This is a genomic window from Saccharothrix sabaoui (assembly GCF_051756985.1).
GTDB lineage: Bacteria > Actinomycetota > Actinomycetes > Mycobacteriales > Pseudonocardiaceae > Actinosynnema.
Window position 1 is genome coordinate 1 of record NZ_JBPKJK010000131.1, and the last position, 26,064, is coordinate 26,064.

Genomic DNA, 26,064 nt, shown 5'->3' on the forward strand with positions numbered 1-26,064 from the left:
TGCGTGGTCCGCGGCGGTGGTGGCGTGACCGCCACGGGGGACCCGCACCCCTGGTGCGAGGGCGTGCGGGCTGCCGGCGGGTTCACCGCAACGAGGCATCAAGCCGTTGCCGACGTCCGGAGGACCACCGGGAGGGACGGGACCGACCCGACCCGCTCGGGCGCGCCGGCCGCGACAGGTCGGGCCGGAGCGGGTGGTGCGGCCGGCGGGAAGCGGTCCCGGAACACCTCGTCCCCCGCCCGGTTCGCGGAGGGGGCGCTCCGCGAACCGGACGGGGGACGGGGGTGGTCCCGCGCGAGGCGGGGGTGTTCCCGCGGAAGGGTCGGTCAGCGGCCGGTCGGGCCGGTCCACCCCGCCGGCACGTGACCGACGCGCACCCGCTGCGGGTGGTCGCCCACCGGCACCGAGACGATCTTGCGGCCCGTCGCGAAGTCGATCGCGGTCACCCGGTCGGCGTTGCTCTCCGAGATGACGCACGCCCGGCCGTCACCGCTCACCGTGGCCCAGTACGGCTTGGCGGCCGGCACCAGGGGACCCTGGGCCAGGGTGGCGCGGTCCACCACGGTGGCGTACTCGTCCATCGTCCCGGCGACGCACAGCTTGTCCCCGGCCGGCGACATCGACACGCCGTGGTGGCGCGAGTCGTTCACGTACGCGGTGCGGTCGTCGGTCGTCGCCGGGTTCTTCGGCAGCTCCTTGACCCGGGTGATCCGGTCGGCGGCGACGTCGTACTCCAGGAAGCCGTGGAAGAACGAGACCTGGAAGTACATCTTCGACCCGTCCGGCGTGAACGACACCGGGCGCACGGCGTCCGACAGGTCCGGTCGGCCGGCCGCGTCGAGGCGCTGCCGCATGTCGATCACCCGGGCGTCGCGGAACGTCGTCGCGTCCACCACGGTGATCTTCCGGTCCCCCTTGGTGAAGTCCCAGAACGGGTCGTCGAGGTCGGTGAACACCTCGCCGATCGACATGTTCCACAGGTACCGCCCGTCGGCGCTGAAGACGTTCTCGTGCGGCTTGTCGCCGGTCGTGAACGAGCCGACCTGCCGCCCGGTCGCGATGTCCAGCACGTGCACGGTGTTCGACGTCGAGGCCGACACGGCGACGCGCGTGCCGTCCGGCGACACCGCCATGTGGTCGGCCCGGAAGCCCGACACCGGGAACCGCCAGCGGACGCCGCCGGTGGTCAGGTCGATCGACACGACGTCGGCGAAGCTGGGGCGCGACACGACGAGCGCGGAGCCGTCCGGCGTGGTGTACATGTCGTCGATCAGCTGGTCGTGGCCCTCGCCGGGGCCGAGCCGGATGCCCAGGAAGAAGCCGAGCTTGATCGGGTTGAGGTAGATCTCCGCCAACCGCTGGTCGCGGTCGGGCACCACGTCCAGCCGGCCGATCCGCGCGAAGTCGCCGGAGGGCGCGATGACGTCCGCGGTGCCCTCCCAGTTGTTGCCGACGAACATGACCTGGCGCAGGGCACGGGGGTCGGCCGCCGCCGTGCTCGCGGGTGCGAGCCCGGCGAGGAGCGCGCCCGCGCCGAGCACCGCGAGGAGTCGGGCACGTCGCCTTCGGCGCGGAGCGGGTGTCGTCGTTGTCACGGGGGCTCCAATCCGGACGCAGGGGTTCATCACGCGCGTGCGGGAACCGCGGGCGGGACGCGGGAACGCGCACGGCGCGGAGCGGGTGGACCGGGATCGGCGGCTCCCGGCGGGCCGGTCGTGCTGTTACCGTGCGGTAGCCACAGGTAACCAACAGACGGCGCACACCGGGTAGGGGCGCGGCACCAACGCGCGGCCGGCCCGTTGTGGCCCGTCGACAACGCCGGTGGGGAGGGCCGCATGGGCGCGGTGCACGGCCTCGGCGTGATCGGTCGCGTCCTCAAGGGGATGGCCGCGGACGAGGACGTCGTCGACCAGCTCGTCCGGGAGGCGCGCAGCCACGCGCCGGACGTCGCCAGGCTGCCCGAGGCGGAGAACCGGCGGCACGTGGCCGTCATGCTCGCCGCCGGGCTCGACTCGTTCACCAGCGCGCGCGACCCCGACGAGCAGGACTTCACCGCGGCCGAGGCGCTCGGCTCCGACCGGGCCGCGCAGGGCGTGCCGATCGCCGGCCTGCTGCGCGGCGTCCAGGCGGGCCGCACCCGCGCCACCGCGATCGCCATCTCCCGCTGCCGCGAGGCGGGCGTGCCCGACGACGTGATCCTGGAGGCGATCCTCGACCTGGACCGCTACACCGGCGCGCTGGAGCGGCACGTCATCAGCGGCTACCACACCGCGGAGCTGGAGCTGTCCCGCACGACCCGCGACACCCGGACCCTGCTGCTGCGCCGGCTGCTGCTGCGCGACGGCGCGCCACCGCCCGCCGACGACGAGCTGCGCCGCGCCGGGCTGCGCCCCGACGGCCGGTACCACTGCCTGGTGTCCGCGGTGACCGACCCCGTCCAGGCCCGTGCCCTGGAGGAGCGGCTGCTCGCGCACGGCGGCGTCTGCGGCATCGTCGAGGGCCGCCTGACCGGCCTCGCGCCGCACCCGCCCGCCGCGCTGGACACCCTGGTCGTCGCCGCCCCCGCGGTGCCCCTCGACGCGCTGCACGACGTCCACCACCTGTGCGCGGCGGCCCTGCGCGTCGCGGCGGACCTCGGCCTGCGCGGCGTCCGCGACCTGACCGAGCTGGCCGGCGAGACGGCGCTGGCCGCCCACCCCGTGCTCGCCGGCCTGCTCGGCGACACCCTGCTCGCCGCGCTGGACCACGACGACGAGTTCCACCGCGAGCTGGTCTGCACCGCCCTGGCCTACCTCGACCACGACCGGCGGCTCAGCCGCACCGCCGCGTTCCTGCACGTCCACCCCAACACGGTCCGCTACCGCCTCGACCGGCTGGAGGAGGTCACCGGCACCTCGACCGACCACCCGGCGTTCGGCGGCCGTTCGGCGGTGCTCGACGCGCTGCGCTGGTGGTGGGCCCTGCGCACCTGGCTGGCCCGCCACCGCTGACGTCCGCCTCGGCTGACGCGCCACCGCTGACGCCGGCTTCCGCCGGCGCCCGCCCCGCCCGGCGCCCGCCTACCCGGTGCGCGCCCGGTGCAGGGCCTCGCGGAAGGCGCGCACGGCCGGGTGCGTCGTCGCGCCGGAGCGGACCGCGGTGAACAGGCGGCGGTGCGGGCGGCTCGGCAGGTGCCGCAGGCGCACGCCGTGGGCGCGGTCGGTCCACAGCAGGTCCGGCAGCAGGGCCGCGGCCAGGCCGGTCTCCACGAGGTGGACCTGGAGCAGCGCGTCGGGGCTCTCGAAGCGGACGTCGGGCTCGAAGCCGAGCGCGCGGCACGCGGCCCGCGCCCAGCGGCCCGCCGCCGTGCCGGCGGGTTCGAGGACCCACGGGACCGAAGCCAGGTCGGCGGGCCTGGTGGTGGCGCGGCGGTGCGGCCCGCGCGCGGGCAGGGCCATCCGCAGCTCGTCGTGGACGAGGTCCTCGGTCTCCACGCCCGGGTCGGGTGGCGCCGGCAGGCCGGGGTACTCCTCGCCCAGCACGAGGTCGTGGTCGCGGGTCAGCAGTCCGGCGTACGCGGCGTCCGGCTCGCGGTGCGTGATCTCCACGCGCAGGTGGGGGTGCCGTTCGGCGACCAGGGTCAGCGCCCGGGGCACGAGGGCGAGCACGACCGTCTGGAACGACGCCACCCGCAGGGTGCCGGTGACCTCGTCCAGCGACGCCGCCAGCTCGGACCGCGCCAGCTCCAGCCGGTGCAGGATCACCTCGGTGTGCCGGACGAGGACGCGGGCCTGCTCGGTCAGCCGCACGCCGCGCCCCACCGGCTCCAGCAGCCGCACCCCCGCCTCGGCCTCCAGTTGGGCCAGCTGCTGGGAGATCGCGGACGGGCTGTAGGACAGGGCGCGGGCGACGGCGGCGAGCGTGCCCAGCCGGTGCACCTCGCGCAGCAGCCGCAACCGGTGGACGTCGAGCACCCGGACCTCCGCGATCGTGCGGTTCTGCTGACGAGTATCGCGCAGGAAGGTTCGCTGGACCGACGGGTGCGGGTGACCGAGGGTGGACGCATGATCTTCGAGCCACAGGTCACCGCGTGACCGCCCTCGCGCCCACCGAACGGCGTGCCGCCGCGGTGCTGATGGTGCTGGGCTCCTGCGCGTCGCTCCAGGTCGGGGCGGCGCTGGCGGCCGAGCTGTTCCCGGTGGCCGGTCCGGCGGGCGCCACGTTCCTGCGCCTCGCGCTGGCCGCCGCCGTGCTGTGCGCCGTCGTGCGGCCGTCGCTGCGCGGCTGGGACCGGCGGCACTGGCTCGCGGCGGTCCTGTTCGGCCTCTCCCTGGCCGGCATGAACGGTTTCTTCTACGCCTCGATCGCCCGCGTCCCGCTGGGCGTCGCGGTCACCGTCGAGTTCCTCGGCCCGCTCGCGCTGGCCGCCGCGCTGTCCCGCCGCCCGCGCGACCTGGCGTGGGTGGGCCTGGCCGCGGTGGGCGTGGTGGCGCTCGGCTGGACCGGGGACGGCGCGGCGAGCGGCCTCGACCCGCTCGGCGTGGTGTTCGCGCTGGTCGCGGGCGTGTTCTGGGCCGGCTACATCCTGGCCGGCGCGCGGCTGGGCGCGGTGGTGCCGGGGCAGGGCGGGCTCGTCGTCGGCCTGGCGGTCGCCGCCGCCGTGCTGCTGCCCCTCGGCGTCGGCGGCGCGGGGCGCGCGGTGGGTGACCCGCGACTGCTGGCCGTGGCGCTGGGCACGGCGGTGCTGGCGTCGGTGATCCCGTACACGCTGGAGCTGGCCGCGCTGCGCCGCCTGCCGCGCCCCGTGTTCGGCGTGCTGCTGAGCCTCGAACCGGTCGTCGCCACGCTCGTGGGCGCGCTCGCGCTGTCCCAGCACGTCGGTCCGCTCGCGGTCGCCGCGATCGGCCTGGTCGTGCTGGCGAGCGTCGGGTCCACCCTGTCCTCCGCCCGCGCGCCGGCGACGTGAGCGCCGCCCCCGCCCGCTCACCGGCCGGCCGCTCGACCCGGACGAGCCGGCCGGGCGCGGACACCGCCCTGTCCCGCCCCCGACCCCGTCCCGGGTCACCCCGGTCGCGCCGGGGCGGTGCGGGCGGTCGGGGCGAACCGTTACCCTGCTTGATCATCGCCAGTCCGGAGGGGGAGAGCGTGGCGGACCGGGTCGTGATCGAGGAGCACGTCGTGGCAGGCGCCGGGGACGGGCCGTACGCGCTGACCGCCGGCCCGGACGGCGCGCTGTGGTTCACCCTGGTGCACGCCGCGCGCATCGGGCGGCTCGTGCCGGGCGGCGAGGTGGCGGGGTTCCCGCTCGAACCCGGCAGCGCGCCGACGATCGTGGTCACCGGGCCGGACGGCGCCCTGTGGTTCACCGAGTACGGCGCGCACCGCATCGGGCGCGTCACCGTCGACGGCGAGGTCACCGGGTTCCCGCTGGCGGACGGCTGCGGGCCGTTCGGGCTCGCGGTCGGACCGGACGGCGCGCTGTGGTTCACCGAGTCGGCGGCCGACCGCGTCGGGCGCGTCACCGTCGACGGCGAGGTCACCGGGTTCCCGCTGCCGGTCGCGGGGGCGTTCCCGTCCGCCATCACGGCCGGGCCGGACGGCGCGCTGTGGTTCACCCTGAACCAGGCGAACGCCATCGGCCGGATCACCGTCGACGGCGACACCACCCTCCACCCCCTGCCCACCGACGCCGCCGCGCCGGTCGGCATCACGGCCGGGCCCGACGCGCTGTGGTTCGTCGAGATCGCCGCCGGGCAGGTCGGGCGGATCACCGTCGACGGCGAGGTCACCGAGTTCCCGCTGCCCGACCGGGCCGCCCGCCCGCACGCGATCACCGCGGTCGGCGGCACGTGCTGGTTCACCGAGTGGGGCGGCAACCGGATCGGGTCGGTCACCGCGGACGGCGTCGTCACGACGCACGACCTGCCGTCGCCCGGTTCCGAGCCGCACGGCATCGCGCTCGGCCCGGACGGCGCGCTGTGGGCGGCGCTGGAGACCGGCGCGCTGGCGCGGATCTCCACCTCGCGGTGAACCGGGTGGGGGCGCCGGCCGTAGTACCACCCAGCGGGAACCGGTACCGCGAGCGGTCGGGCGATGGGAAGCTGGGAAGTGTCGATCTGTGGCCTGCGCCCCGACCGCGGGGTGCGCGCGTGAAGCGGCGGCTCGCGTCGTGGCTCGGGGTGACCGCGTTCCTGCTGGGGCTGTGGCAGCTCATGTCCCCGGTGGCGGTCGGCCTGGGCTTCACCGACCAGCGCAACGGCATCCGCGACGCCGTGGTGGCGGGCGCGGTCGTGGTGGTGGTGTCCCTGGTGTGCATGATGGCGCCCCTGGACGCCCGCTGGGCCGGGCCCGTGCTCGTCCTGTCCGGCTGGTGGATCGCCGCGAACCCGTGGCTGAACGGCATCCGGCAGACCGAGGTCGTGCCGCTGGCGAACGCCCTCGGCATCGGCTGCGCGGTGACCGCGGTCGGCGTCGCGATGACCCTGGTGACCAGGCCGCGCTGACCGGGCGGTGTCGATCGGGCCGCGCTGACCAGGCGGTGTCGACTGGGCCGTGCTGACCGCGGTCGGCGCTCAGCGCGGGCTTCGCGCGTCGCGGTCCGGCACCGCCGCGCGGCGGGTGCCGTTCGCGGTGAGCGCGATCGTCGCGGTCACCCACACCGCGGCCAGCAGCGCGCTGCCGAGCACGTCGGTCGGGTGGTGCAGGCCCGAGTAGAGGCGTTGCAGGGCGACCAGGACCGGCACGGCGACGCAGAGCGCCACCACCACCCACCGCCACCAGTGCCGCGTGCCGCGCACCGCCAGGTACGCCGTCAGCGCGCCCAGCACGAGCGTCGCGGCCACGTGCCCGGACGGGAAGCTCGACGTGGGCGGCAGGTCGTCGGTCGACCGGGTGGCCGGCCGCGCCCGGTCCACGATCGCCGTGGTCAGCAGGAACAGCGTGATCTCACCGGTCATGCCCGTCACGACGACCACCGCCGGCCGCCACGCCCGGGCCACGGCCAACGACGTCACGCACACCACGACCGCCGCGGCGACCACCGCCGACGTGCCGCCCACCGTGCCGAACGGCATCAGCACGGCGTCCCAGAACGGGGTGCGGCGTTCGGCGAACCACGCCGACACCGCCCGGTCGAACGCGGGCGGCGCGTCCGGTCCCGCCGCCGTGAGCAGGCGGCCCAGGCCGAACAGCGCGCACAGCAGCAGCGCCCACACGACCAGCAGTTCGGCGGCCACCCGCCACGGGTGCGCCACCGCGGGCACGTGCCCGCGCGGCACCGGCCTCAGGTCGTCGGCGGCGTCCGGTGCCACGCCGTGCACGGGCGGCGCGTCGGGCAGCCCGACGTCGCGCCGCCACCGCCGGAACGCCTCCGCCGTCAACCCCAGCCACAGCAGGCCCAGCAGCCAGCCCGCCAGCACGTCGGTCACGAAGTGCACGCCCAGCGCCACCCGCGTCACGCCGACCACCACGACCGCGGCCACGACGACCGGGCCCGCCACCACCCGCACCCGGCGCACCGACCCGAAGACCAGCAGCAGCACGCCGTACGTGGTGAGCGAGCCCAGCGCGTGCCCGCTGGGGAAGCTCGGCCCGGGGGCGGACGCCACCACCACCTCGACCAGCGGCCGCAACCGCCCCACGGCCTCCTTCACCGCCACGCCGAGCACCCCGGCCCCCAGGGCGGTCACCGCGACGTACACCGCCTCCCGCCGCCGCCCGCGCACCAGCAGCCACAGCACCCCGAGGCCGCCGACGAACATCAGCGTCGAGGTGTCGCCGAGCCGCGTCAGCGCCTCCAGCACGCCGACGACCCCGTCGTCGGCCGCCACGACCCGGGTCGCCCAGTCGGCGACCAACTGGTCCACCCCGCCCGCCGGCGACCACCGCACCAGCAGGAACACCAGGGCGAAACCGGTGCCCCCCAACGCGGCCACCACGAGGGACGCGGCGAACCGCTCTGCCACCAGCACACCCGGACGACCGCGCGCCACGTCCCCTCCTCAGGGTTGATCACCCCTGGGCGTGCCCACGCGCGGCGTTCGCGAAACCGCCGGGCGTGAGCGGGCGCACAACGGTTTGGCCCGGAAGGACCCGTCGTCTAGGCTTCGTGGCGCAAGCGAAGGGGAGTAGCCCCCAACGTCCCGGTCGACACACTGACCCGTTCACGGGTCCGGTCGGGCGGCCTCGGTCACCGGGGCGGGCGAGACCTTCGATCCAGGCACAACACGTGCCGGGTCGAGGTCGCCCACGTCGCGCCCCGGTCCGGCCGCAGGATGAGGGACCGGTTCCAATGGATGCAGTGCTAGTCGGCACGACGCTGTCGTTCTGGGTGATCTTCGTCGCGGAGCTGGGCGACAAGTCCCAGCTCATGGCCCTGACGTTCGCCACCCGCTTCAAGGTGTGGCCCGTGCTGCTCGGCATCACGCTGGCCACCGCGCTCGTGCACCTCGCGTCGGTCGGCATCGGCCACGGCCTGGGAGCGGCGTTGCCGACCGGGTGGATCGCCCTGGTGGCGGCGTTGGCGTTCATCGGCTTCGGGTTCTGGACCCTGCGCGGTGACACGCTCACCGAGGAGGAGAAGTCCAAGGCGCAGCGCGTGACGAAGTCCGCGGTGATCGCCGTCGGCACCGCGTTCTTCCTCGCGGAGCTGGGGGACAAGACGATGCTCGCCACCATCACCCTGGCCACCGACCACGGCTGGTTCGGCGTGTGGGTCGGCTCGACCCTGGGCATGGTGGCGGCGGACGCGCTGGCGATCGTGGTGGGCCGCGCCCTGGGCCGCAACCTGCCGGAGAAGGCGATCCGCTACGGCGCGGCGGCCCTGTTCTTCCTGTTCGGCGTCTGGCTCGCGATCGACGCGGTGCGCCAGCTCGCCTGATCCCGGCACGGCGCCCGCACCCACCCCGGTGGCGGGCGCCGTGCCGGTTCCCGGCGCACGCCTCAGCGCTTCGCCTCGATCAGGAACCGGGTCGAGTGGGCGACGAACGAGCCCTCGCGCACGATGTGCTCGTGCAGGTCGGCCAGGCGCGAGCGGTGGGCGGCGGCGGTGAAGCCCGGGACGATCCAGATCACCTTGCGCAGGAAGTGGACCACGGCGGCGATGTCGAAGAACTCCACGCGCAGCGTCTCCGGGCGCAGGTCCACCACGGTCAGGCCGGCCCCGCGGGCCTCCTCGGCGGTGCGGTCGGGGTCGCGGTCGTCGCCGATCGGCTGTGGCCCCATGATGAAGTCGGTCAGCTCGTGCACCGAGCCCGGACCGACCTGCTGGGACAGGTACGTGCCGCCGGGTGCGAGCACCCGGGCGACCTCGGCCCACGGCGTCACCACCGGGTGGCGGCTGACCACCAGGTCGAACGCCGCGTCGGCGAACGGCAGCGGACCGTCGTCCGGCGCGGACACGACCACCCCGCCCAGCGGGGCCAGGTTCCGCTGCGCCACGGCCAGGTTCGGCGGCCACGACTCGGTCGCCGCCAGCACGCGCGGCGGGCGCGGAACGGTCGCCAGCACCTCACCCCCGCCCGTCTGCACGTCCAGCACGGCACCCGCCTCGGCGGTGCGCGCCGCGAGGAGCCGCGCGTAGCCCCACGACGGCCGCTGCTCGGTGGCGCGGCCCTCGAACCAGGAGAAGTCCCAGCCCTCGACCGGGACGGACTCGCCCTCGGCCACCAGGTCGTCGAAAGTCATGCCCCTCAGCCTGACGCGGTCCGGGCGGGACCGCCACCCGTTTTCCCCTTCGGTGGAAGGGTGTTCGCTCGTCCACAGTGGATTCGGGTGGTCGTTCACCGTCGCGGGAACAGCACCTGCGGCAGGGCGAGGGCGCCGGACAGGCCCGACGACTGCCCGGCGATGCGGTCCGCCAGCGCCGGGACGAACGGGGTCAGCTGGGTGGCCAGGGTGCGGCAGGCCGTCAGGAGCGCGGCGAGCACCGCGTCCAGCCGCGCGCCCGCGCCCCGGTCCCCGGCCCGTTCGGCGCGGGCCAGGTCCCACGGGTGCTGCTCGGCGGCGAACCGGTCGGACTCCTCGACGACCCGCCACACCGCCGCGATCGCGCGCGGGAAGTCGAAGTCCGTCAACGCCTCGTGCACGAGGTCGGGCGCGTCGCGGCAGGCGGCGGTGAGCCGGTCCGCGCCCGGCGCGGCGGTGGTGGACGCGGGCGGGCGGCCGTCGCGGTAGCGGTGGACCATCGTCACGGCCCGGTCGACGGTCTTGCCGAGCGTGCCCGCCAGGTCCCGGTTCGCGGCGGTGACGAGCCGGGAGGCCGCCGGGTCGGCGGACGCCTCGCGCAGCAGCCACCACCGCACCGCGTCCGCGCCGTACCGCGCGGCCAGGTCGAGCGGGTCGAGCGGCGAGCCGGCCAGGTCGTCGTGCACCAGCACGTCGGTGGGCGTCGGCAGGCCGGCCGACAGCAGCAGCGCGGGCCAGGTGAGGGCGTGGAACCCGAGTTCGGCCCGGCCCACCACGTGGACGCGCCGGTCGCCGTCCAGCCACCAGCGCCGGAAGTTCGGCCCGTCGGCGGCGTACCCGAGGCTGGTCAGCGGCCCCCAGTGGCCCTCGCCGGGGTCGTCGGGGTCGCCGGGCGTGTCGGGTCCGGCGGGCGGGGGACCGGTGGGCGCGATCCGCAGCGCGCCGGACGCGGCGAGGCCGCGCACCCGTTCGACGTGCCGCGACGCGTCGCCCGTCGCGCGCCGCAACCGCTCGACGCCCGCCGCGTGCCGGGGGTCGTCGCCGTCGAGGAAGTCGGTGGTGGACAGCGCCAGCGGCTCGCGCAGCGCCGCGAACGCGCCGCCCGCGCCGACGGTGCCGGTCAGGAAGCGGACCTTGTCGCCGCGCATCCGGTGGTGCCGGGCCAGCACGTCGGCCTGCACGGCGCCCAGGGCGTACCCGAGGTCCGGCAGGCGTCGGCCGGTGCTCGTCGTGACGTACACGCGCGCCACCGCCCACCTCCTCGGTCGGCTGACGCTAGCAGCGCCGGCGCGCCGGACCCGCCTGGATTTCGGCGGGCGCGGCGCACCGACCGGCAACGGCCGCGCTCAGCCCTTCAGGTGCCGGTCGAAGAACGCCGCCACGTGGGTGCGCCGCGCGGTGGCCGCGCGCACCGGGTCCGTCCCGACGTGCACGTGGCGCAGGTGGTCGTGGCGTCCCGGCTCGCGCCAGGACAGGTCGGCGTCACCGCCGCAGGTACCGGCGCTCACCAGCAGGAACGGCCGGTCCGGGCAGGTGGTGGCGATGCTGCGGGCCGTGCGCGCGCACGCGGTGCCGTCGTCCAGGCCCGCGCCCGCGCCGACGCGCGGGTCGGTCCCCGCGGTCCGGGCCGCCGCGACGCCGCCCGCCGCGCGCCCGAGGACGCCCACCCGAGCCAGGTCCACCGGCAGCCGGTGGGTCAGGCCGGCCAGGTGGTCGAGCACCGAGCGGAGGTCCGCGACCCTGGTGGCGAGCACCGCGGCCGGCACCCCGGCCGGCTCGGGCGCGTGGTCCACCGAGACGTGGTCCACCGAGACGTGGTCCACCGAGACGACGACGTACCCGCGGCTGGCCAGCTCCTCGGCGACCGGCGTGCCCTCGGCGCGCGACCGCCCCGCGCCGGGCGAGAACAGCACCACGGGGTAGCGCCCCCCGGCGGCCGGCGCGTCCGTGCGCGAGTTGGTGGTGAGGCCGCGGGTCGGTGCCCCCGGGGCGGACCCGGCGGCGCCCAGCGCCTCGGCGGCGGCCGTCGCCGTGAGCCGGGCGAGCGGGGCGAGGCTGGGGCGCGCCGGGTAGTGGACGCTGACGACCAGCTCGCGCGGCGCGCCGGCCACCCGAGGGTCCGGTCGCCCCTGGTCCGCGAGGTGCAGGTCGGTCACGCCGACGGGGTGCGGTCCGGTGGGCGCGGGCAGGCCGGTCGTGACCCTCGCCGCGCCCGCCGCCGGCCTCGGGCGGGGGACCTGGGTGAGCGAGCTGGTGTTCGTCGGCATGAGGGCAACGCTAGGGAACGGGAGCACCCCTCGTATCGGGAGTGTCACCCAGAGCTACCCTGAAGTCACCCTGAGGGGCAGTGGGTGCGGTGGTGGACATCCTCGTCGCGCTCGACCACGACCCGGCGGGTCGGGACCGGGCGCTTCGGACCCAGCGGAGGCTGATGTGGACCAGGTGGGGGACGGCAACGCGCTCGCGGGCCCGCTGGCGGAGGTGTTCGCGGTCGACCTGACGGCCGCGCGGGCCCGCTGCGGCGCGTGCGGCGCGACGGGGCCGGTGACGGCCCTGAGGGTGTACGGCCAACCGCCGGCGCTGGTCGCCCGGTGCCCCGGTTGCGAGGAGGTCGTGCTGCGGGTCAACCGGAGCCCGGGCGCGGTGTGGCTGGACCTGCGCGGCGCCGCGTCGCTGCGCATCGACCTGGCCGACCAGGGCCTGCCCGACCGGGACCCGCCCCACCAGGACCCACCCCACCAGGACCCGCCCCGTCAGGACCCGCCCGGCTAGCCCTCGACGATGTTGCGGTAGCGGATCGGCGTGTAGCCGCTCGCCGTCTCCGCCGACCACGTGCGCTCCACGGGCGCCGTGCCGTCCGGGCCGGTGTGCTCGCGCACGACGGGCTGCGTCCGCGCGGCGTCGGCCCAGCGGATGAACAGGGCGACGTGCGTGCTGCGGTTGAGCGCGTCGCCCGGTCGCAGGTCGGCGTGCCGGATCTGCGTGGACACCTCGCCCAGCGAGGACGTGTTGCGCGACACGGCCAGGCCCCACGCCATGGACAGGAAGCCCGAGCAGTCCGACCGGTAGCTGCCGTGCTGGTTGCCGTGGCAGCGGCCCTGGCCGTAGGGCGCCCGCTCGTCGATCCACGACTGCGCCCTCGCCTGGGCCTCGCTGCGGGACGTGGCGCGGTCGGCCGCGTACGTGTCGCAGGCGGCCGCCTCGCGGATCGCGACCTGCGCCGCGGCCGGGACGGCGGCGGTGCAGGCGAGCGCTGTCGCAACGGCGGTGATCAGGGTCTTCATCGTGGGTTCCTCTCCCCTCGCGGCACTCCTGGGAGCGGTGTTCCCGGCGCTCCGACCGGATGACCGCAAACCGCACGTAAGGGGGATTTCGCCCGGTGGCCCGGTTGTGCTCCGCACCACCACCGCGACGGTCCACAGTGGAGTGGCCGACCGGCGGGGACGTGCTCCCGCCGGTCCGCCGAGGACACCTCATATGCTGGGTGGGTTGGCTTACAGGGAGGCGGGGACGGGTGCGGTACGCGGCGATCGGCGACAGCTTCACGGAGGGGCTCGGGGACGACCTGCCCGACGGGTCCTCGCGCGGGTGGGCGGACCTCGTGGCCACCGGGTTGGCCGCCGCGCGCGGTGAGGCGGTGGAGTACGCCAACCTGGCCGTCCGGGGCAGGCTGCTCGCGCCGATCGTCGGCGAGCAGCTCGACGCGGCCCTCGCGCTGGACCCGCCGCCCACGATGATCACCCTCAACGGCGGCGGCAACGACATGATGCGCCCCGGCGTCGACGAGGGGCAGCTCGTGGAGCTGACCGGGCGCGCCGTGCGCCGCTGCCTCGACGCGGGCGTGCGCCTGGTCCTGCTCAGCGGGGCCGACCCGTCGGAGCGGCTGCCGTTCGGCCGCACGGTCCACCGCCGGGGCGTGGCGCTGACCGCCGCCGTCGCGGAGCTGGCGTCCCGCCACGACCTGACGTTCGTCGACGTGTTCAACGACGTGGAGATCCGCCGGCCCGGCTACTGGTCGCCGGACCGGCTGCACCTCAACGCCGCCGGTCACCGGCGCGTCGCCGCGCTCGTGCTGTCCGCCCTCGGCCACGCCACCGAGGCGGAGGTCCTCGACCCCGACCCGCCCGCCCGGCGCGGCCCGCTCGCCGAGGCCAGGTACTACCGCGAGCACGTGCTGCCCTGGCTCACCCGCCGGCTGCGCGGGCGCTCCTCCGGCGACGACCGGGCCGGCAAGCACCCGGCCTGGACGCGGGTCGAGGCGCTGCCGAGGGTTTGACCTTCACCCCGGGTGAAGCCCCACGGTGGTGCGGACCGGGCGAGGCGCCCGGTCCGGGGAGGGGCGGGCCGTGGAGCTGCTGACCATCGGGGCGTTCGCGCGGGCCTGCCGCCTGACGCCCAAGGCGCTGCGGCTCTACGACGAGCCGGGGCTGCTCACGCCCGCCAGGGTGGACCCGCTGTCGGGCTACCGGCTGTACTCGCCGGACCAGCTCGACCGGCCCCGCCTGGTCGCGTGGCTGCGCCGGCTCGGCATCCGGCTACGCGGGCGAGCGGCTGCTCGCCGTGGCCGACGGCTTCGGCGCCAGGGGCGAACCGCTCAGCACGGCCGCGATCGGGGCGCCGGCCGCGCTGGACGCCCCCGTGCCGGCGGGGGAGCTGCTCAACGCCCTGTCCGACGCCGTGCGGCGGGCGGCGGGCGCCGTCGGCGACCACCTGTCGGCCGACCCGGTCGACGAGTGCAGCGGCACCGCGCTCACCGCGCTCGTGCTGTCCGGCTCGCGGCTGGGCCTGGTGCACGTGGGCGACGCGCGGGCGTACCCGCTGCGCGGCGGCGAGCTGTTCCGCATCACGCACGACCACACCGCCGTGCGGTCGCTGATCGCGGAGGGCGGGCTCACCGGGGAGGAGGCGCTCACCCACCCGCAGCGGTCGATGCTCGTGCGCGCCCTGACCGGTGGGGAGGTCGAGCCGGCCGACGGGGCGGGCGGTCCGGACAACGTGGTCTGCGTCGTCGCCGACGTGGTCGTCGGCTGAGACGGGGCCCGGGGCCGGGATTTCCCGGGTCCCGGGACCCTCTCGTCGGGCGGCGTCCGGGATCGTCCGGGATTTCCCCGAGCGTTCCTCGGTTCACGCAGGATCGGTGGCGCGGTGGGGCCACTCGGACGACGAGCGGTCCGCCGTTCGGGGGCCGCGCCCGCGCACCAGGTGGACTGGGGGGTGATGGCGGTGGCCCGACCGGGCACGCACCGGCCGGGCCACCGCCATCACGCACCACCGGCGGTGAGGTGGGCGCGGACCTCCCCGGCCTCGGGCATGCCCAGCTCGGCGTACATCCCGGCCGCGCGGGCGAAGTGCTCGCGCGCGCCGGCCTCGTCGCCGAGGGCGCGCTGGGCGTGCCCGAGACCGGCGTGCGCGCGGGCCCGCTGGTCGCGCGCCCCGATGTCGGCGGCGATGGCCTCGGCGGCCTCGTGGTGCGCCACGGCCTCGGCCGGTCGCCCGGCGGCCAGCGCCGCCTCGCCGAGACCCGCGAGCGCCCACGCCTGACCGTCCCGGTTGCCCATGTCGCGGTGCGCGTCCAGCGCCCGCCCGTAGTGCCCCGCCGCCTCGTCCGGGCGGCCGAGGCGGACGTGCAGCGTGCCCAGCCCGTCGAGCACCCACGCGACGCCGTCGTGGTCGCCCACCTCCCGGTACAGCTCCAGGGCTCGGCCCAGGTGCTCGCCCGCCGCGTCGAGCCGGCCGAGGGCCGACTCGACCTCGCCGAGGTTGAGCAGCGTGTTCGCCTCGCCGGTGCGGTCGCCCGTGCTGCGGAACAGCGCCCACGCCTCGCGGTGGCGCTCGGCGGCCTCGGCCCGGTCGCCCTGCTTGGCCAGCAGGTGCGCGATGATGTTGAGGCCGTGCGCCTCGCCGAGGCGGTCGCCGGTGCGGCGGCACAGCGCGAGCGCCCGCCGGGCGTGCCCCACGGCGGCGGCGCAGCGGCCGAGCCGCTCCTCCACGATGCCCAGGTTGTGCAGCACGCGGCCCTGCCCCACCAGGTCGTCCACCCGCTCGAACAGGACGAGGGCGCGGCGGAAGTGGTCGGCGGCCGACTCGTGGCTGCCCCGCTGCATGTGCGCGGTACCCAGGTTGCTCAGCGCGTTGGCCTGCGCGGTGGGGTCGGCGAGGTCCACCGCGGCGCGGTGGGCGTGGCCGTGGACGGCCAGCGCGTCCCCGCAGTGCCCGCCGGTCAGGTAGCGGTACAGCGTGGTGGACAGCCGCGTGGTGTGCTCGGGCCAGCCGTGCGCGGCCGTGTGCGCCGCCACCGCGACCAGCGTGGGCCGTTCGGCGTCCAGCCAGTCGCGCGCGGCCTCGCGGTCCTCCAGGGCGGGCACCGGTGACGACGGCGGCCCGACCCTGGGCCGCAGGTCGGCCTCCGCCGGGGACAGCACGTCCATCGCCGCCGCCGACGTGGCCAGGTAGTGGTCGAACAGCCGGGTCAGCGCGGCCCGGCGCTCGGCGGGCCGGTCCTCGTCCACCGCGCGGCCCGAGGCGTGCGCGCGGACCAGGTCGTGGAAGCCGTACCGGCCGGGCGCGGGCCGCTGGAGCAGGTGGTCGCCGCACAGGTCGTCCAGCAGCCGCCGGGCGGTGGCGAGGTCCGTGCCCGCGAGCGCCGCGGCGGCGTGCCCGTCGACGTCCGGCCCGGGGTGCAGCGCGAGCAGCCTCAGCAGCCGCCGCCGGTCCCCGGGCAGGTGCCGGTACGACAGGTCCAGGGCGAGTTCGACGCCGGAGTCCAGGCGGCGGTCGCGGTGGCGCTCGTCGAGGCGGTCCGCGTGGTCGGTCAGGGTCCAGCCGGGCGTGGCGCGGACGTGCCCGACGACCAGGTCCAGCGCCAGCGGCAGGTGGCCGCAGCGGTCGGCGACGCGCGCGGCGGCCCGCGGGTCGGCGCCGACCGGGACGCCGCGCACCGCGTCGCCGAGGAAGCACGCGGCCTCCTCGGCGGCGAACACGTCCACGGCCAGGTGCCCGAACCCCGGGCCCGGCAGGTCGCGCCGGCTGGTGACCAGCGCCGGGCAGCCCGGGGTGGCGGGCAGCAGCGGCCGGACCTGGTCGGTGGTGGCGGCGTTGTCCAGCACGACCAGCGTGCGGGTGCCCGCGAGTCGGTCGCGGTAGGCGGCCGTGCGGCCCGGCAGGTCGTGCGGCACCTCGTGACCGGGCACGCCGAGCAGCCGCAGGAACCCGTCCAGCACCGCCGCCGGGTCCGCGGGCGGCTGCGCCGGGTCGGGGTGGAACCCGCGCAGGTCCACGAACAGCACCCGGTCGACCACGCCGTCCCGCCGGGCCAGGTGCGCGGCGCGCACGGCGAGCCGCGTCTTGCCGACGCCCGCCATCCCGGCGAGCACGGTGACCGCGCCCTCCTCCAGGGCGCGCCGCAGGGCCGCCGACTCGGCCGTGCGACCGGTGAACCCGGCGGGGTCGGCGGGCAGCACGTCCTGCACGCGGACCTGGGACGCCGCCGCGGCCTCGCCGCCCACCACCCGCAGCGCCTGCCGCCACTGCGCGACGTACCCGACGTCCGGGTGCAGGGCGTGCACGACGGCCAGCACGAGGTCGGTGTTCACCCGCCGCCTGCCGAGCTTGAAGCAGTCCGCGACGGTCGTCTTGCGCGCCAGGTCCGACGCGGGCCGCCCGGTCGCCGCCCACCCGGCGTTGACCCGGTCCTTGACCACCTCGTAGGACGGGTCGCCGGCCCAGACCTTCAGCAGCCGCAGGCGTTCCACGAGGTCGTCCAGCGATCCGGCGCCACCCGGGTCGGGCACCGCGGCGAACGGGTCCGGGGAGAACGGGTCGGCTGCGTCCGGTGGGTGCGGCATGCCCTGCTTCCTGGTGCGGGGAGCGCGGGGGTGGTCGCGACCGATCCTAGGGCGGACCGCGCGCCCCCGCCGGTGGCCGCCTCTAGGGTTGCGGTCGTGATCGCTTACACGGACCAGGAAAGCCGCACGCTCCGCACCGCCGTCTACGGCGCCATGGTGCTGGTGTCGGTCGCGGAGGAGGGCTCGCTCGACCGGGAGAGCCACGCCGGCATCAGGGCGATGGCCGCCCTGCCGCCCGCGGTGCGCGAGGCGGTCGACGCGGGCGCGCCCGAGCTGCCCGCCGGCGGCATGGCCGACGTGGAGCACGGCGTCCTCGCCGCCCTGCGCGCCTCGGTGACCTTCCTCGCCGACCGCTCCGCCGCCGAGGCCGACGCCTTCGCCGAGGCCGTGGTCGCGATGTGCGCGGAAGTCGCCCGCGCGGACGGCCACGTGGGCCGCGACGAGCACGCCGCGGTGACCAGGGTCCGCGCCGCCCTGGGCCGCTGAGCCCGAACGGCCCGCTGTCCGACCGGATCGCCTCGACTGTCGTCGTCCACGCCGCCACCGCCTCCACTGCCACCGTGACACTGCAACATTGACAGTGTCACGGTGGCAGTGCACGATGGCGGCGTGGACGACGAGCTGTGGACCATCGAGCAGCTCCCGGAGCGGGTCGCCGCGCTGCTGGCCGAGAACTACGACGGGCAGCGCAACGGTCGGGTGCGGGAGCTGCCGAACGGGCGGGCCATCCGGTGGTACACCACCATCGGCCTGGTCGACCGGCCCGCCGGGTTCCGGGGGCGCACGGCGCTGTACGGGCAGCGCCACCTGCTCCAGGTCGTCGCGATCAAGAAGCTCCAGGCGGCCGGGCACACGCTCGCCGAGATCCAGGGCATGACGGTCGGCGCGTCCGACCGGGGGCTCGCCGAGCTGGCCGGGCTGCCCGAGGTCGCCCCGTCCCGGCCGCCGGCGCGGGGGCGGGGACGGGAGGGGTTCTGGCGGGAACGACCCGCGGTGCCCGCGCCCCCACCCCCCGCCGCCGCGGTCACCGTGCGGTCCGTCCAGGGACTGCGCCTCGGTGACGGCGTCACGGTGGTGCTCGACGCCGCCGACCGCGCGCCCGACGACGCCGAGCTGGCGGCCATCCAGGCCGCCGCGGCGCCGCTGCTCGACCTGCTCGGCCGCATGGGCCTGGCCCCCACCACCGGAGAGGACGAGGGATGAGCACCCGCATCGAGGTCATCGAGGCCGTCGGCGGCGTGACCGCGCCCACCGAGGACGACGGCCTCGGCTGCCTGCGCACGGAACGCGGCAACCTGCCGCTAGAGGCGGTCGAGGTCGAGGCCGCGATCACCGGCCTGGCCTCGCGCACCGTCCTCACCCAGGTGTTCCACAACCCGCACGACGTGCCGCTGGAGGCGACCTACGTCTTCCCGCTGCCCTCGCGCTCGGCCGTGACGGCGCTGCGCGTGGAGGCCGACGGCCGCGTGGTGGAGGGCGTGCTCAAGGAGCGCGGCCAGGCCCGCGCCGACTACGACCGGGCCATCACGTCCGGCAGGCGGGCCGCCATCGCCGAGGAGGAGCGGCCCGGCGTGTTCACCACGCGCGTCGGCAACGTCGTGCCGGGGGAGCGGGTCACCGTGCGCCTCACCCTGGCCGGTGCGCTGGCCTACGAGGACGACGCGGCCACCTACCGGCTGCCGCTGGTCGTCGCGCCCCGCTACGTCCCCGGCGCGCCGCTGCCCGGCGACCAGGTCGGCGACGGCACCGCCGCGGACACCGACGCGGTGCCGGACGCCTCCCGGATCAGCCCGCCCGTGCTGCTGCCCGGCTTCGCGCACCCCGTGCGGCTGTCGGTCGTGGTCGACGTGGACACGGCGGGCCTGCCGCCCGCGACCGCGTCGTCCACCCTGCACGCCACCGTCACCGAGGAGACCGCGACCGGGTTCCGGGTCCGGGTCGAGCCCGGCGCCCGCGTGGACCGGGACTTCCTGCTGCGCCTGCGGTTCGCCGAGGAGGACGCGGTCCGCACGTCCCTGGCCGTGCGGCCGGACGACGACGGGCGGGGCGGCACGTTCGCGCTGACCGTGCTGCCGCCCCGCGCGGCGGTCCCGGCCCGGGGCCGCGACGTCGTCCTGGTGCTGGACCGCTCGGGGTCGATGAACGGCTGGAAGATGGTCGCCGCGCGCCGTGCCGCGGCCCGCATCGTCGACTCGCTCGACACCGCGGACCGGTTCACCGTGCTGGCGTTCGACAACTCCGTGGACACCGCGCCGGGCCTGGGCCCGGACCTGGTCGAGGCGACCGACCGCAACCGCTTCCGCGCCGTGGAGTTCCTGGCCGGCCTGGCCGCGCGCGGCGGCACCGAGATGCTGGAGCCGCTGCGCGCCGCCGCCCGGTCCCTCGGCGCCGCCGGCGACCGCGAGCGGGTGCTGGTGCTGGTGACCGACGGCCAGGTCGGCGACGAGGACCGGTTGCTGCGCGAACTCGGCCCGGAACTGGCGGGCGTGCGGGTGCACACCGTGGGCGTCGACCGGGCCGTGAACGAGGCGTTCCTCCAGCGGCTGGCCGGGTCGACTGGCCGGTTCGAGCTCGTCGAGTCCGAGGACCGGCTCGACGAGGCCATGCGGCAGGTCCACCGGCGCATCGGCACGCCCGTGCTCACCGGCCTCGCCCTGCGCCCGGACGGCCTGGCGGTGGACCAGGACTCCCTCGCCCCCGCGCCGCTGCCCGACCTGTTCCCCGGCGCGCCGGTCGTGGTCACCGGCCGCTTCACCGGTCCCGCGTCGGGCGCGGTCGAGGCGGTCGGCGACGGTGGCTGGCGGCAGCGGGTGACCGCCGTGCCGAGCGACAACCCGAGCCTGTCGGCGCTGTGGGCGCGGGCGCGGGTGCGCGACCTGGAGGACCGCTACGTCGTCGGCTCGGGCGACCGCGACGCGCTGGAGCGGCGGATCGTCGACACGTCGCTGGCGTTCGGCGTCCTGTCCCGGTTCACCGCGTTCGTGGCGGTGGACCAGCGCGTGGTCACCGAGTCCGGGGAGCTGCACCGCGTCACCCAGCCCGTCGAGCCGCCGGACGGCTGGGCGGCACCCCGGGCGGCCGGTGCCGGCGGGTTCGGCGGGGGTGGCGCGGCGCCCCGGGCCGCCGTCCGCCCGGCCGGCGCGATGCCCGCCCCGATGGCCGACGCCCCGATGCCGGCCCCCATGCCCGCCCCGATGGCCGCGCCGATGATGGCCGCGCCGGCGGGGGCCCCGCCGCGGTTGCGCGGCGCCCGCCCCGACCTGCCGAAGAAGCAGGTCGCCCCGGACCTGGCGCGGTTCGTGGCCGACGAACTGGCCGCGCTGCGCGCCGCGACCGACCACGCGGCGGCCCTGACCCGGCTGCACGAGGCGATCACCCGGCACGAGGCGGCCTGGGGCGCGGCGGGCGAACCGGCCGACACCCTCCGCGCGCTGCGCGACCTGGCCGCGGAACTGGCCGTGCCGACCGCCGACCGCGCCGAGCTGGACCGCCGGTTCCGGCACGCCGGGGCGACGCTCGCGGCACTGGCCGCGCCGCGCGGGCGCACGCCGTTCTGGAAGCGCTGACCGCGCGCGGGGCGGGACCGGCGTGGTCCCGCCCCGCTCCCGCTCACGCGTGGGGCGCCCGGTCGAAGACCATGCGGATGCCGGTGATCCGACCGTCCACGACGGTCAGGTGCTCGGCGGCCGTCGCACCCGGTGCCTTCGGGGTGTCCGTGGTGTACATGAGCAGGGCCGTGCCGTCGTCGCCGAACGCGGCGACCAGGGCGGAACCGGTGAGCATCCCGGTGAAGCCCTCGGTGAACCGCCGGTACGCCCCGGCGCCCCGCAGCACGCCGTTGGGGTTCTCGCAGACGACGTCGTCCGCGACGAGGGCCATGGTGGCGTCGAGGTCGCCCGAGGTCCACGCGCGGTGGTGGGCCAGGGCCGTCGTCAGGGCTGGGCTGGTGGTGCCGGTCATGTGCTCGTGCCTCTCCGTGGATGTCCTTGCGAGGAGGAGCGTGCACCGGGAACAAGACACCTGCTGTCAGGTTTTCCCGGGCATCCTGAGCGGGTGAAGGCCGACCGGTTGCTGTCGATCCTCCTGCTCCTCCAGACGCACGGGCGGGTGCCCGCGGCGAAGCTCGCCGAGCGCCTGGAGGTGTCGGTGCGCACCGTCCTGCGCGACGTCGAGGCGCTGTCCTCGGCGGGCGTGCCCGTCTACACCGAACGCGGGCGGCACGGCGGGATCGCGCTGCTGCCCGGCTACCGCACCGACGTGACCGGCCTGACCGCGGACGAGTCCCGCGCGCTGTTCGTGCTGATCACCGGGCACGCCCACGCGGACCTGGGACTGGGGCGCGCCCTGGGTTCGGCGCTGCGCAAGGTGATGGCGGCCCTGCCCGCACCGCACCGGGAGGGCGCGGACCGGGTCAGCAGGCGCGTCCTGGTCGACCCGGTGCGGTGGCGCGGCCGGTCCACCGCGGACCTCGACGCGCTCCAGGACGCCGTGTTCACCGACCGGCGGCTCAGGTTGCGCTACCGGCACGGGGACGGCGACGTGCGCACCCGCACCGTCGACCCGTACGGCCTGGTCAACAAGGCGGGCGTCTGGTACCTGGTCGCCGACCACCGCGGCGCGCCGCGCATGTTCCGCGCCGACCGGGTGGTGGCGCGGTCGGTGCTCGACGAGCCGGTGCGGCGGCGCGACGTGGAACTGGCCCAGGTCTGGGAGACCCTGAGCCGCCGGTTCGACGACGCGACCGCCGCCGTCCGCGTGGTGGTCCGCGTGCGGCGGCGGTCGTTCGAGCGGTTCGTGCGCGTGCACCGCGCGGACCTGACGTGCCCGCCGCCGGAGGACGGCGACCGGCTGGAACTGGCCTTCAGCTCGTTCGCCGCCGCCCAGCCGCTGCTCGCGTTCGGCACCGACGTCGAGGTGGTGTCGCCGGTGGAGCTGCGCGACCACCTGGTCCGCGTCGCGCGGGAGGTGGTCGCGCGGGAGGTGGTCGCGCGGGACGGCACGAGCTGACCGCTCGCGGAGCGTCACGCGGACCGGCGGTCGCGCCGGGACCCGGCGGCGGTTACCGCACCTCGGGCGGCGCGTTCCGCCTGTGGCAGGACCGGCGGCCGGGGAGGGGGACCTGTCGCCCACCCGGTTCCGCTGCGAACTCCCCGCGTGGCCGGGACCTGCCCGCGGTGGTGATACTGGCCCCGTGACGACGAGGCGACCCCGGGTCGAGGTGGAGTACTGCACGCAGTGCCGGTGGCTGCTGCGCGCCGGGTGGACGGCGCAGGAGCTGCTGACGACGTTCACCACCGAGCTGGGCGAGGTGGCGCTCGTGCCCGGTACCGGCGGGGTGTTCGACGTGCGGCTCGACGGGGAGCTGCTGTGGTCGCGCAAGGCCGAGGGCGGGTTCCCGGAGATGGCCGCGCTCAAGCAGCTCGTGCGCGACCGGGTCGCACCCGGCCGCGACCTCGGGCACAGCGACCGGAAGGCGGCGGGTCGGGAGGCGGCGGGTCCGGAGGTGACGGGTTCGGAGGGCGGTGCCTGAGCGCGCCGGTCACGGGGGCGCGTCGACCGAGGCCAGGCGGTCCCGGTTGCGCTGGTCGGTGGACGCGTACTCGTCGACCGACCGGTCACCCGCCCCGGCCGGCAGGCCGGGCACGCGGCAGCAGCCCTCGACCGCCTCCGCCGTGGTGACCGCCGGCCGCTGGTAGCCCGCCAGGAACGCCGCACCCGGCTCGCCCCGCCCGAGCTGTCCCGCCAGGCCGTCCAGTTCGGCGCTGACCGCGCCCCGGTCCGCGCCCTTCCGCGCCCCGGCGGCGGCCGGCCGGCCCATCGCGTCGGCCGTCGCCCCTCTCCGCGTCGCGAGGTCGTGCAGGACCGGGCCGAACGCCAGGTCGGCGTCCTCGGCCCGGGAACCCGGCGGGAGCAACGGGGCCAGCAGCTCGAACGCCCGCCGCCGCGCCTGCCCGACGGCGTCCGCCACGGTGTCGCGGATGGTGTCCGCGAGCCGCGCGGCGCCGGGGGCGCGGTAGATCCGGGGGTCCAGCCGCAGGGCGCGCACCCGGCCGTCCGCCCCCGCGGCGACCGACACCCACCCGTCGCGGGACTCCGCGGTCCCCTCGACCTCGGGCCGTCCCTGCCCGGTCTCCCCGGCTGACCGGGGTCGCCCGGGAGCGGCCCGCTCAGCCGAGCGCGGCCAGCCGCTGCCGCGCGCGCAGGGCGTCGCGGTCGCGCTTCTGGGCCTGGTAGAGGTCGACCGCCCGCCGCCACGCCGCCCGCGCCTGGTTGAGGTGGCCGGCGGCGCGGTGGGCGTGCGCCAGGCGCTCCAGCGCGACCGGCGCCCAGCACGAGTCCCGGTGCAGGGACGCGGCGTGCTCGTGGTGGCGCACGGCGGCGGCGTGGTCGCCGGCCAGGTCGGCGGTGCGGCCCAACCCGTCGTGCGCCACCGCCGCCACGCCGGGGTGCTCGTGCGCCAGGGCGAGCGCGGCCTCGCAGTGCACCTGGGCCCGGTCGAAGCGGCCCGCGCCCGCCTCGGCGACTCCGACGGCGACCAGCGCGTACGCGTGGCACAGCGGCGACCCGGCCCGTTGCAGCGCCTCGGTGGCGTGCTCCAGCGCCACCTCGGGGTGCCCGCGCTCCTGCCACGCGCGGGCGAGCAGCAGGCGCAGGTGGGCCTGGGCGGTGTCGTCGCCGGCGCGTTCGGCGAGGACCAGCGTGCGGGCGAGGTCGTCCGCCGCGTCGTGGCCCTGCCGGGCGTGGAAGGTGTCCATCGCCCACGCGAGCCGCCACGCCGGTTCGTGCCACCCGCGCTCGACCGCCAGGCGCTGCGCGGCCAGCAGCACGGCGTGCTCCCCGGCGAACCAGGCGTGCGGGTCGGCCGGCGGCTCGGCGGGGACGCCGACCGGCGGGCGGTGCGGGTCCAGCACGCGGTCGGCGGCGAGCGCGGTGCCCAGGTGCGCGTCGACCAGGCGGCGCAGCGCGACCTCGTCCAGGCGGGACAGGTCCACGTCGGCGGCCGGTCCGGGTTCGGGCTCCGGTTCGGCCACCAGCTCCCCGTCGAGCCCGAAGCCGTGCCGGAACCGCTGCCCCAGCCGCAGGCGCACGTCGGCCAGCGCGCGCTCGACCTCGCGCCGCTCCCGGTGCAGCCGGTCGCGCTCGGCGTCCGCCCACGCGCCGCGCACGCCCGCCAGCGCGTCGCCCCGCCACTGCGCCGCCGCCTCCGCCAGCAGCACGGCCGCGGTGCGGTCGTCCCGCCCCCTGGCCCGCGCCCGCCGCGCGCGGAACCGGTGCAGGTCCACCTCGGACGCCTCGACCACGAGCGCGTACCCGCCCGCCTGCCGCACGACGTCCGCGCCGGCGGGCCGCAGCACCCGCCGCAGCCGCGACACGTACCCGACGAGCAGCGTCCGCGCCCGGTACGGCGGCGCCTCCCCCCACACCCGCTCCGCCAACCGGTCGACCGGCACGACCCGGCCCGCGTCCACCGCGAGCGCCGCCAGCACGCACCGCTGCCGGGGCGCGCCGACGTCGAGCGGGCGGCCGTCCGCCACCGCGCCCACCCCGCCCAGCACCCGGATGTCCAGGGTCACCCCACCAACGTGCCACACGCGGCGGCGTCAGCGTGAACCGAATCTCATGCCCGCACCCGTATCAGGGCACGCCGACGGCGCTCCCCATTCTCGGGAACACCGGCGGCCGGACGACGAGGCCCCGCCGCCGCACCGCGTTCGAGAGGGAGCACCCATGCGCACGTTCCGCGCCCTGATCGCCTCCGCCGTCGCGGCGGTCGCCGTGCTGGCCACCGCCGCACCCGCGCACGCGACGTCGGCCGCGCTGCACACCGAGCTGGCCGAGCTGGCCGACAACCTCAACTCCCTGGCGTGGCCGGGGCAGGACACCTACAACTTCTACCCCGGCGCGAAGGGGCACGCCGACGTCGCCACCAGCGTCGTCTGGGGCACGCCGGGCAGCCCGACGACCTACGAGAACAAGGCCAAGTGCGCCCCCCTGCTCACGCAGGCGCTCAAGCACACCTTCTCCTGGGCCACCGACTCCTACCTGACCACCGAGTTCACCAGCGAGAGCCCGACCGCCGCCAAGTACTACGACGGGTTCGTCTCCGGCGCGGAGCACTTCACCGCCAAGACGACGGTGTCCTCGCTGGTCCCCGGCGACGTCATCGCCGTCAAGTACACCGACTCGGCGGGCGGCACCGGCGACGCCACCGGGCACGTCGCGGTCGTCACCGCCGCGCCGCACCTGTACGACCGCGACGGCAACGCCGCCACCCGCGAGTGGGCCGTGCGCGTGATCGACAGCACCAGCAACCCGCACGGCGTCGCGAGCACCAACACCTCCTCGCCGTACCAGTCCTACCCGGACACCCGGGCGGTCGGCACCACCGAGTACAGCGGCGTCGGCCGCGGTTGGATCTTCATCAGCACCACCGCCGCCGATGTCCCGACCGGCCACTGGTGGGGCGCCAACGAGAACGTCGTCGACCAGTACAAGCCGGTGTCCACCCGGCCGATGGTGTTCCGCGCCCTGTCCTGACCGGGCTCCTGACGGGCTC

24 protein-coding genes and 2 pseudogenes are annotated in these 26,064 nt (G+C 76.8%); 15 read left to right on the forward strand and 11 right to left on the reverse strand.

Going from position 1 to position 26,064, the window contains the following annotated elements; genetic code table 11:
• Nucleotides 1–326: 326 nt before the first annotated feature.
• Complete coding sequence (locus ACR807_RS31015; RefSeq protein WP_438925009.1) at nucleotides 327–1,595, reverse strand: YncE family protein; 1,269 nt, start codon at nucleotides 1,593–1,595, stop codon at nucleotides 327–329.
• Between the two features lie 240 nt (nucleotides 1,596–1,835).
• Between ACR807_RS31015 and ACR807_RS31020 the strand changes: the two genes are divergently transcribed.
• On the forward strand, nucleotides 1,836–2,990 hold the full coding sequence (locus tag ACR807_RS31020) for an RsbRD N-terminal domain-containing protein (protein WP_438925010.1): 1,155 nt from the start codon (nucleotides 1,836–1,838) through the stop codon (nucleotides 2,988–2,990).
• 69 nt (nucleotides 2,991–3,059) lie between these two features.
• Here ACR807_RS31020 and ACR807_RS31025 read toward each other — a convergent pair whose 3' ends face one another.
• Nucleotides 3,060–3,953, reverse strand: coding sequence for a LysR family transcriptional regulator (locus ACR807_RS31025; protein WP_438925011.1), 894 nt, complete (start codon nucleotides 3,951–3,953; stop codon nucleotides 3,060–3,062).
• A 116-nt stretch (nucleotides 3,954–4,069) separates the two neighbouring features.
• Here ACR807_RS31025 and ACR807_RS31030 point away from each other — a divergent pair, with 116 nt between their 5' ends.
• From ACR807_RS31030 to ACR807_RS31040, 3 genes are all read left to right on the forward strand, one after another.
• Nucleotides 4,070–4,945 (forward strand): EamA family transporter, encoded by an 876-nt coding sequence (locus ACR807_RS31030; protein ID WP_438925012.1) that lies wholly within the window; start codon nucleotides 4,070–4,072, stop codon nucleotides 4,943–4,945.
• 179 nt (nucleotides 4,946–5,124) lie between these two features.
• On the forward strand, nucleotides 5,125–6,009 hold the full coding sequence (locus tag ACR807_RS31035) for a Vgb family protein (protein WP_438925032.1): 885 nt from the start codon (nucleotides 5,125–5,127) through the stop codon (nucleotides 6,007–6,009).
• 119 nt (nucleotides 6,010–6,128) lie between these two features.
• Nucleotides 6,129–6,482: an SPW repeat domain-containing protein gene (locus tag ACR807_RS31040; RefSeq protein WP_438925013.1), complete on the forward strand. Its 354-nt coding sequence runs from the start codon at nucleotides 6,129–6,131 to the stop codon at nucleotides 6,480–6,482.
• A 69-nt stretch (nucleotides 6,483–6,551) separates the two neighbouring features.
• Here ACR807_RS31040 and ACR807_RS31045 read toward each other — a convergent pair whose 3' ends face one another.
• Nucleotides 6,552–7,970 (reverse strand): phosphatase PAP2 family protein, encoded by a 1,419-nt coding sequence (locus tag ACR807_RS31045; protein ID WP_438925014.1) that lies wholly within the window; start codon nucleotides 7,968–7,970, stop codon nucleotides 6,552–6,554.
• Between the two features lie 299 nt (nucleotides 7,971–8,269).
• Here ACR807_RS31045 and ACR807_RS31050 point away from each other — a divergent pair, with 299 nt between their 5' ends.
• Nucleotides 8,270–8,857 carry a TMEM165/GDT1 family protein gene (locus ACR807_RS31050; RefSeq protein WP_438925015.1) on the forward strand — a complete coding sequence of 196 codons (588 nt, stop codon included), beginning with the start codon at nucleotides 8,270–8,272 and terminating at the stop codon, nucleotides 8,855–8,857.
• A 62-nt stretch (nucleotides 8,858–8,919) separates the two neighbouring features.
• Here ACR807_RS31050 and ACR807_RS31055 read toward each other — a convergent pair whose 3' ends face one another.
• The 3 genes from ACR807_RS31055 to ACR807_RS31065 form a co-directional block, all read right to left on the reverse strand.
• Nucleotides 8,920–9,663, reverse strand: a complete 744-nt coding sequence (locus tag ACR807_RS31055) for a class I SAM-dependent methyltransferase (protein WP_438925016.1) — start codon at nucleotides 9,661–9,663, stop codon at nucleotides 8,920–8,922.
• A 95-nt stretch (nucleotides 9,664–9,758) separates the two neighbouring features.
• Nucleotides 9,759–10,913: a class I tRNA ligase family protein gene (locus ACR807_RS31060; RefSeq protein ID WP_438925017.1), complete on the reverse strand. Its 1,155-nt coding sequence runs from the start codon at nucleotides 10,911–10,913 to the stop codon at nucleotides 9,759–9,761.
• 96 nt (nucleotides 10,914–11,009) lie between these two features.
• Nucleotides 11,010–11,930, reverse strand: coding sequence for an alpha/beta hydrolase (locus tag ACR807_RS31065; RefSeq protein ID WP_438925018.1), 921 nt, complete (start codon nucleotides 11,928–11,930; stop codon nucleotides 11,010–11,012).
• A 166-nt stretch (nucleotides 11,931–12,096) separates the two neighbouring features.
• On the opposite strand from ACR807_RS31065, the gene ACR807_RS31070 reads away from it, so the two are divergent.
• A complete protein-coding gene (locus ACR807_RS31070) occupies nucleotides 12,097–12,435 on the forward strand; it encodes a DUF6510 family protein (RefSeq protein ID WP_438925019.1) in 339 nt (112 codons plus the stop codon).
• Here the strand turns inward: ACR807_RS31070 and ACR807_RS31075 are convergent.
• On the reverse strand, nucleotides 12,432–12,947 hold the full coding sequence (locus ACR807_RS31075; protein WP_438925020.1) for a hypothetical protein: 516 nt from the start codon (nucleotides 12,945–12,947) through the stop codon (nucleotides 12,432–12,434). The two genes, ACR807_RS31070 and ACR807_RS31075, sit on opposite strands and share 4 nt — an antisense overlap.
• Before the next feature lie 230 nt (nucleotides 12,948–13,177).
• Here ACR807_RS31075 and ACR807_RS31080 point away from each other — a divergent pair, with 230 nt between their 5' ends.
• The 3 genes and pseudogenes from ACR807_RS31080 to ACR807_RS31090 all read left to right on the forward strand — a co-directional run bounded on the left by ACR807_RS31080 (nucleotide 13,178) and on the right by ACR807_RS31090 (nucleotide 14,694).
• Nucleotides 13,178–13,939 carry an SGNH/GDSL hydrolase family protein gene (locus ACR807_RS31080; RefSeq protein WP_438925021.1) on the forward strand — a complete coding sequence of 254 codons (762 nt, stop codon included), beginning with the start codon at nucleotides 13,178–13,180 and terminating at the stop codon, nucleotides 13,937–13,939.
• Nucleotides 13,940–14,009: 70 nt separating this feature from the next.
• A pseudogene (locus ACR807_RS31085) lies at nucleotides 14,010–14,144 on the forward strand (MerR family DNA-binding transcriptional regulator); the annotation flags it as partial.
• Nucleotides 14,145–14,223: 79 nt separating this feature from the next.
• Nucleotides 14,224–14,694 carry a PP2C family protein-serine/threonine phosphatase gene (locus ACR807_RS31090; protein WP_438925022.1) on the forward strand — a complete coding sequence of 157 codons (471 nt, stop codon included), beginning with the start codon at nucleotides 14,224–14,226 and terminating at the stop codon, nucleotides 14,692–14,694.
• Nucleotides 14,695–14,924: 230 nt separating this feature from the next.
• Here the strand turns inward: ACR807_RS31090 and ACR807_RS31095 are convergent, their stop codons facing one another.
• A complete protein-coding gene (locus tag ACR807_RS31095) occupies nucleotides 14,925–17,507 on the reverse strand; it encodes a tetratricopeptide repeat protein (protein ID WP_438925023.1) in 2,583 nt (860 codons plus the stop codon).
• 96 nt (nucleotides 17,508–17,603) lie between these two features.
• On the opposite strand from ACR807_RS31095, the gene ACR807_RS31100 reads away from it, so the two are divergent.
• The 3 genes from ACR807_RS31100 to ACR807_RS31110 all read left to right on the forward strand — a co-directional run bounded on the left by ACR807_RS31100 (nucleotide 17,604) and on the right by ACR807_RS31110 (nucleotide 21,073).
• A complete protein-coding gene (locus ACR807_RS31100) occupies nucleotides 17,604–17,993 on the forward strand; it encodes a hypothetical protein (protein WP_438925024.1) in 390 nt (129 codons plus the stop codon).
• A 102-nt stretch (nucleotides 17,994–18,095) separates the two neighbouring features.
• Entirely contained in the window at nucleotides 18,096–18,710 is a 615-nt protein-coding gene (locus ACR807_RS31105; protein WP_438925025.1) for a MerR family transcriptional regulator, read from the forward strand.
• Complete coding sequence (locus ACR807_RS31110; protein ID WP_438925026.1) at nucleotides 18,707–21,073, forward strand: VIT domain-containing protein; 2,367 nt, start codon at nucleotides 18,707–18,709, stop codon at nucleotides 21,071–21,073. Before ACR807_RS31105 ends, ACR807_RS31110 begins: the two co-directional genes overlap by 4 nt.
• 43 nt (nucleotides 21,074–21,116) lie before the next feature.
• Here ACR807_RS31110 and ACR807_RS31115 read toward each other — a convergent pair whose 3' ends face one another.
• Nucleotides 21,117–21,467, reverse strand: a complete 351-nt coding sequence (locus ACR807_RS31115; RefSeq protein ID WP_438925027.1) for a nuclear transport factor 2 family protein — start codon at nucleotides 21,465–21,467, stop codon at nucleotides 21,117–21,119.
• A gap of 93 nt (nucleotides 21,468–21,560) precedes the next feature.
• Between ACR807_RS31115 and ACR807_RS31120 the strand changes: the two genes are divergently transcribed.
• Both ACR807_RS31120 and ACR807_RS31125 read left to right on the forward strand, forming a co-directional pair.
• Nucleotides 21,561–22,514, forward strand: a complete 954-nt coding sequence (locus ACR807_RS31120; protein ID WP_438925028.1) for a helix-turn-helix transcriptional regulator — start codon at nucleotides 21,561–21,563, stop codon at nucleotides 22,512–22,514.
• 184 nt (nucleotides 22,515–22,698) lie between these two features.
• Nucleotides 22,699–23,037: an Rdx family protein gene (locus ACR807_RS31125; RefSeq protein ID WP_438925029.1), complete on the forward strand. Its 339-nt coding sequence runs from the start codon at nucleotides 22,699–22,701 to the stop codon at nucleotides 23,035–23,037.
• Nucleotides 23,038–23,046: 9 nt separating this feature from the next.
• Here the strand turns inward: ACR807_RS31125 and ACR807_RS31130 are convergent.
• Together ACR807_RS31130 and ACR807_RS31135 are read right to left on the reverse strand one after the other, a co-directional pair.
• A pseudogene (locus ACR807_RS31130) lies at nucleotides 23,047–23,607 on the reverse strand (YbaB/EbfC family nucleoid-associated protein); the annotation flags it as partial.
• Between the two features lie 67 nt (nucleotides 23,608–23,674).
• A complete protein-coding gene (locus ACR807_RS31135) occupies nucleotides 23,675–25,081 on the reverse strand; it encodes an AfsR/SARP family transcriptional regulator (protein ID WP_438925030.1) in 1,407 nt (468 codons plus the stop codon).
• Between the two features lie 154 nt (nucleotides 25,082–25,235).
• On the opposite strand from ACR807_RS31135, the gene ACR807_RS31140 reads away from it, so the two are divergent.
• Nucleotides 25,236–26,045: a hypothetical protein gene (locus ACR807_RS31140; protein WP_438925031.1), complete on the forward strand. Its 810-nt coding sequence runs from the start codon at nucleotides 25,236–25,238 to the stop codon at nucleotides 26,043–26,045.
• Nucleotides 26,046–26,064: the final 19 nt, after the last annotated feature.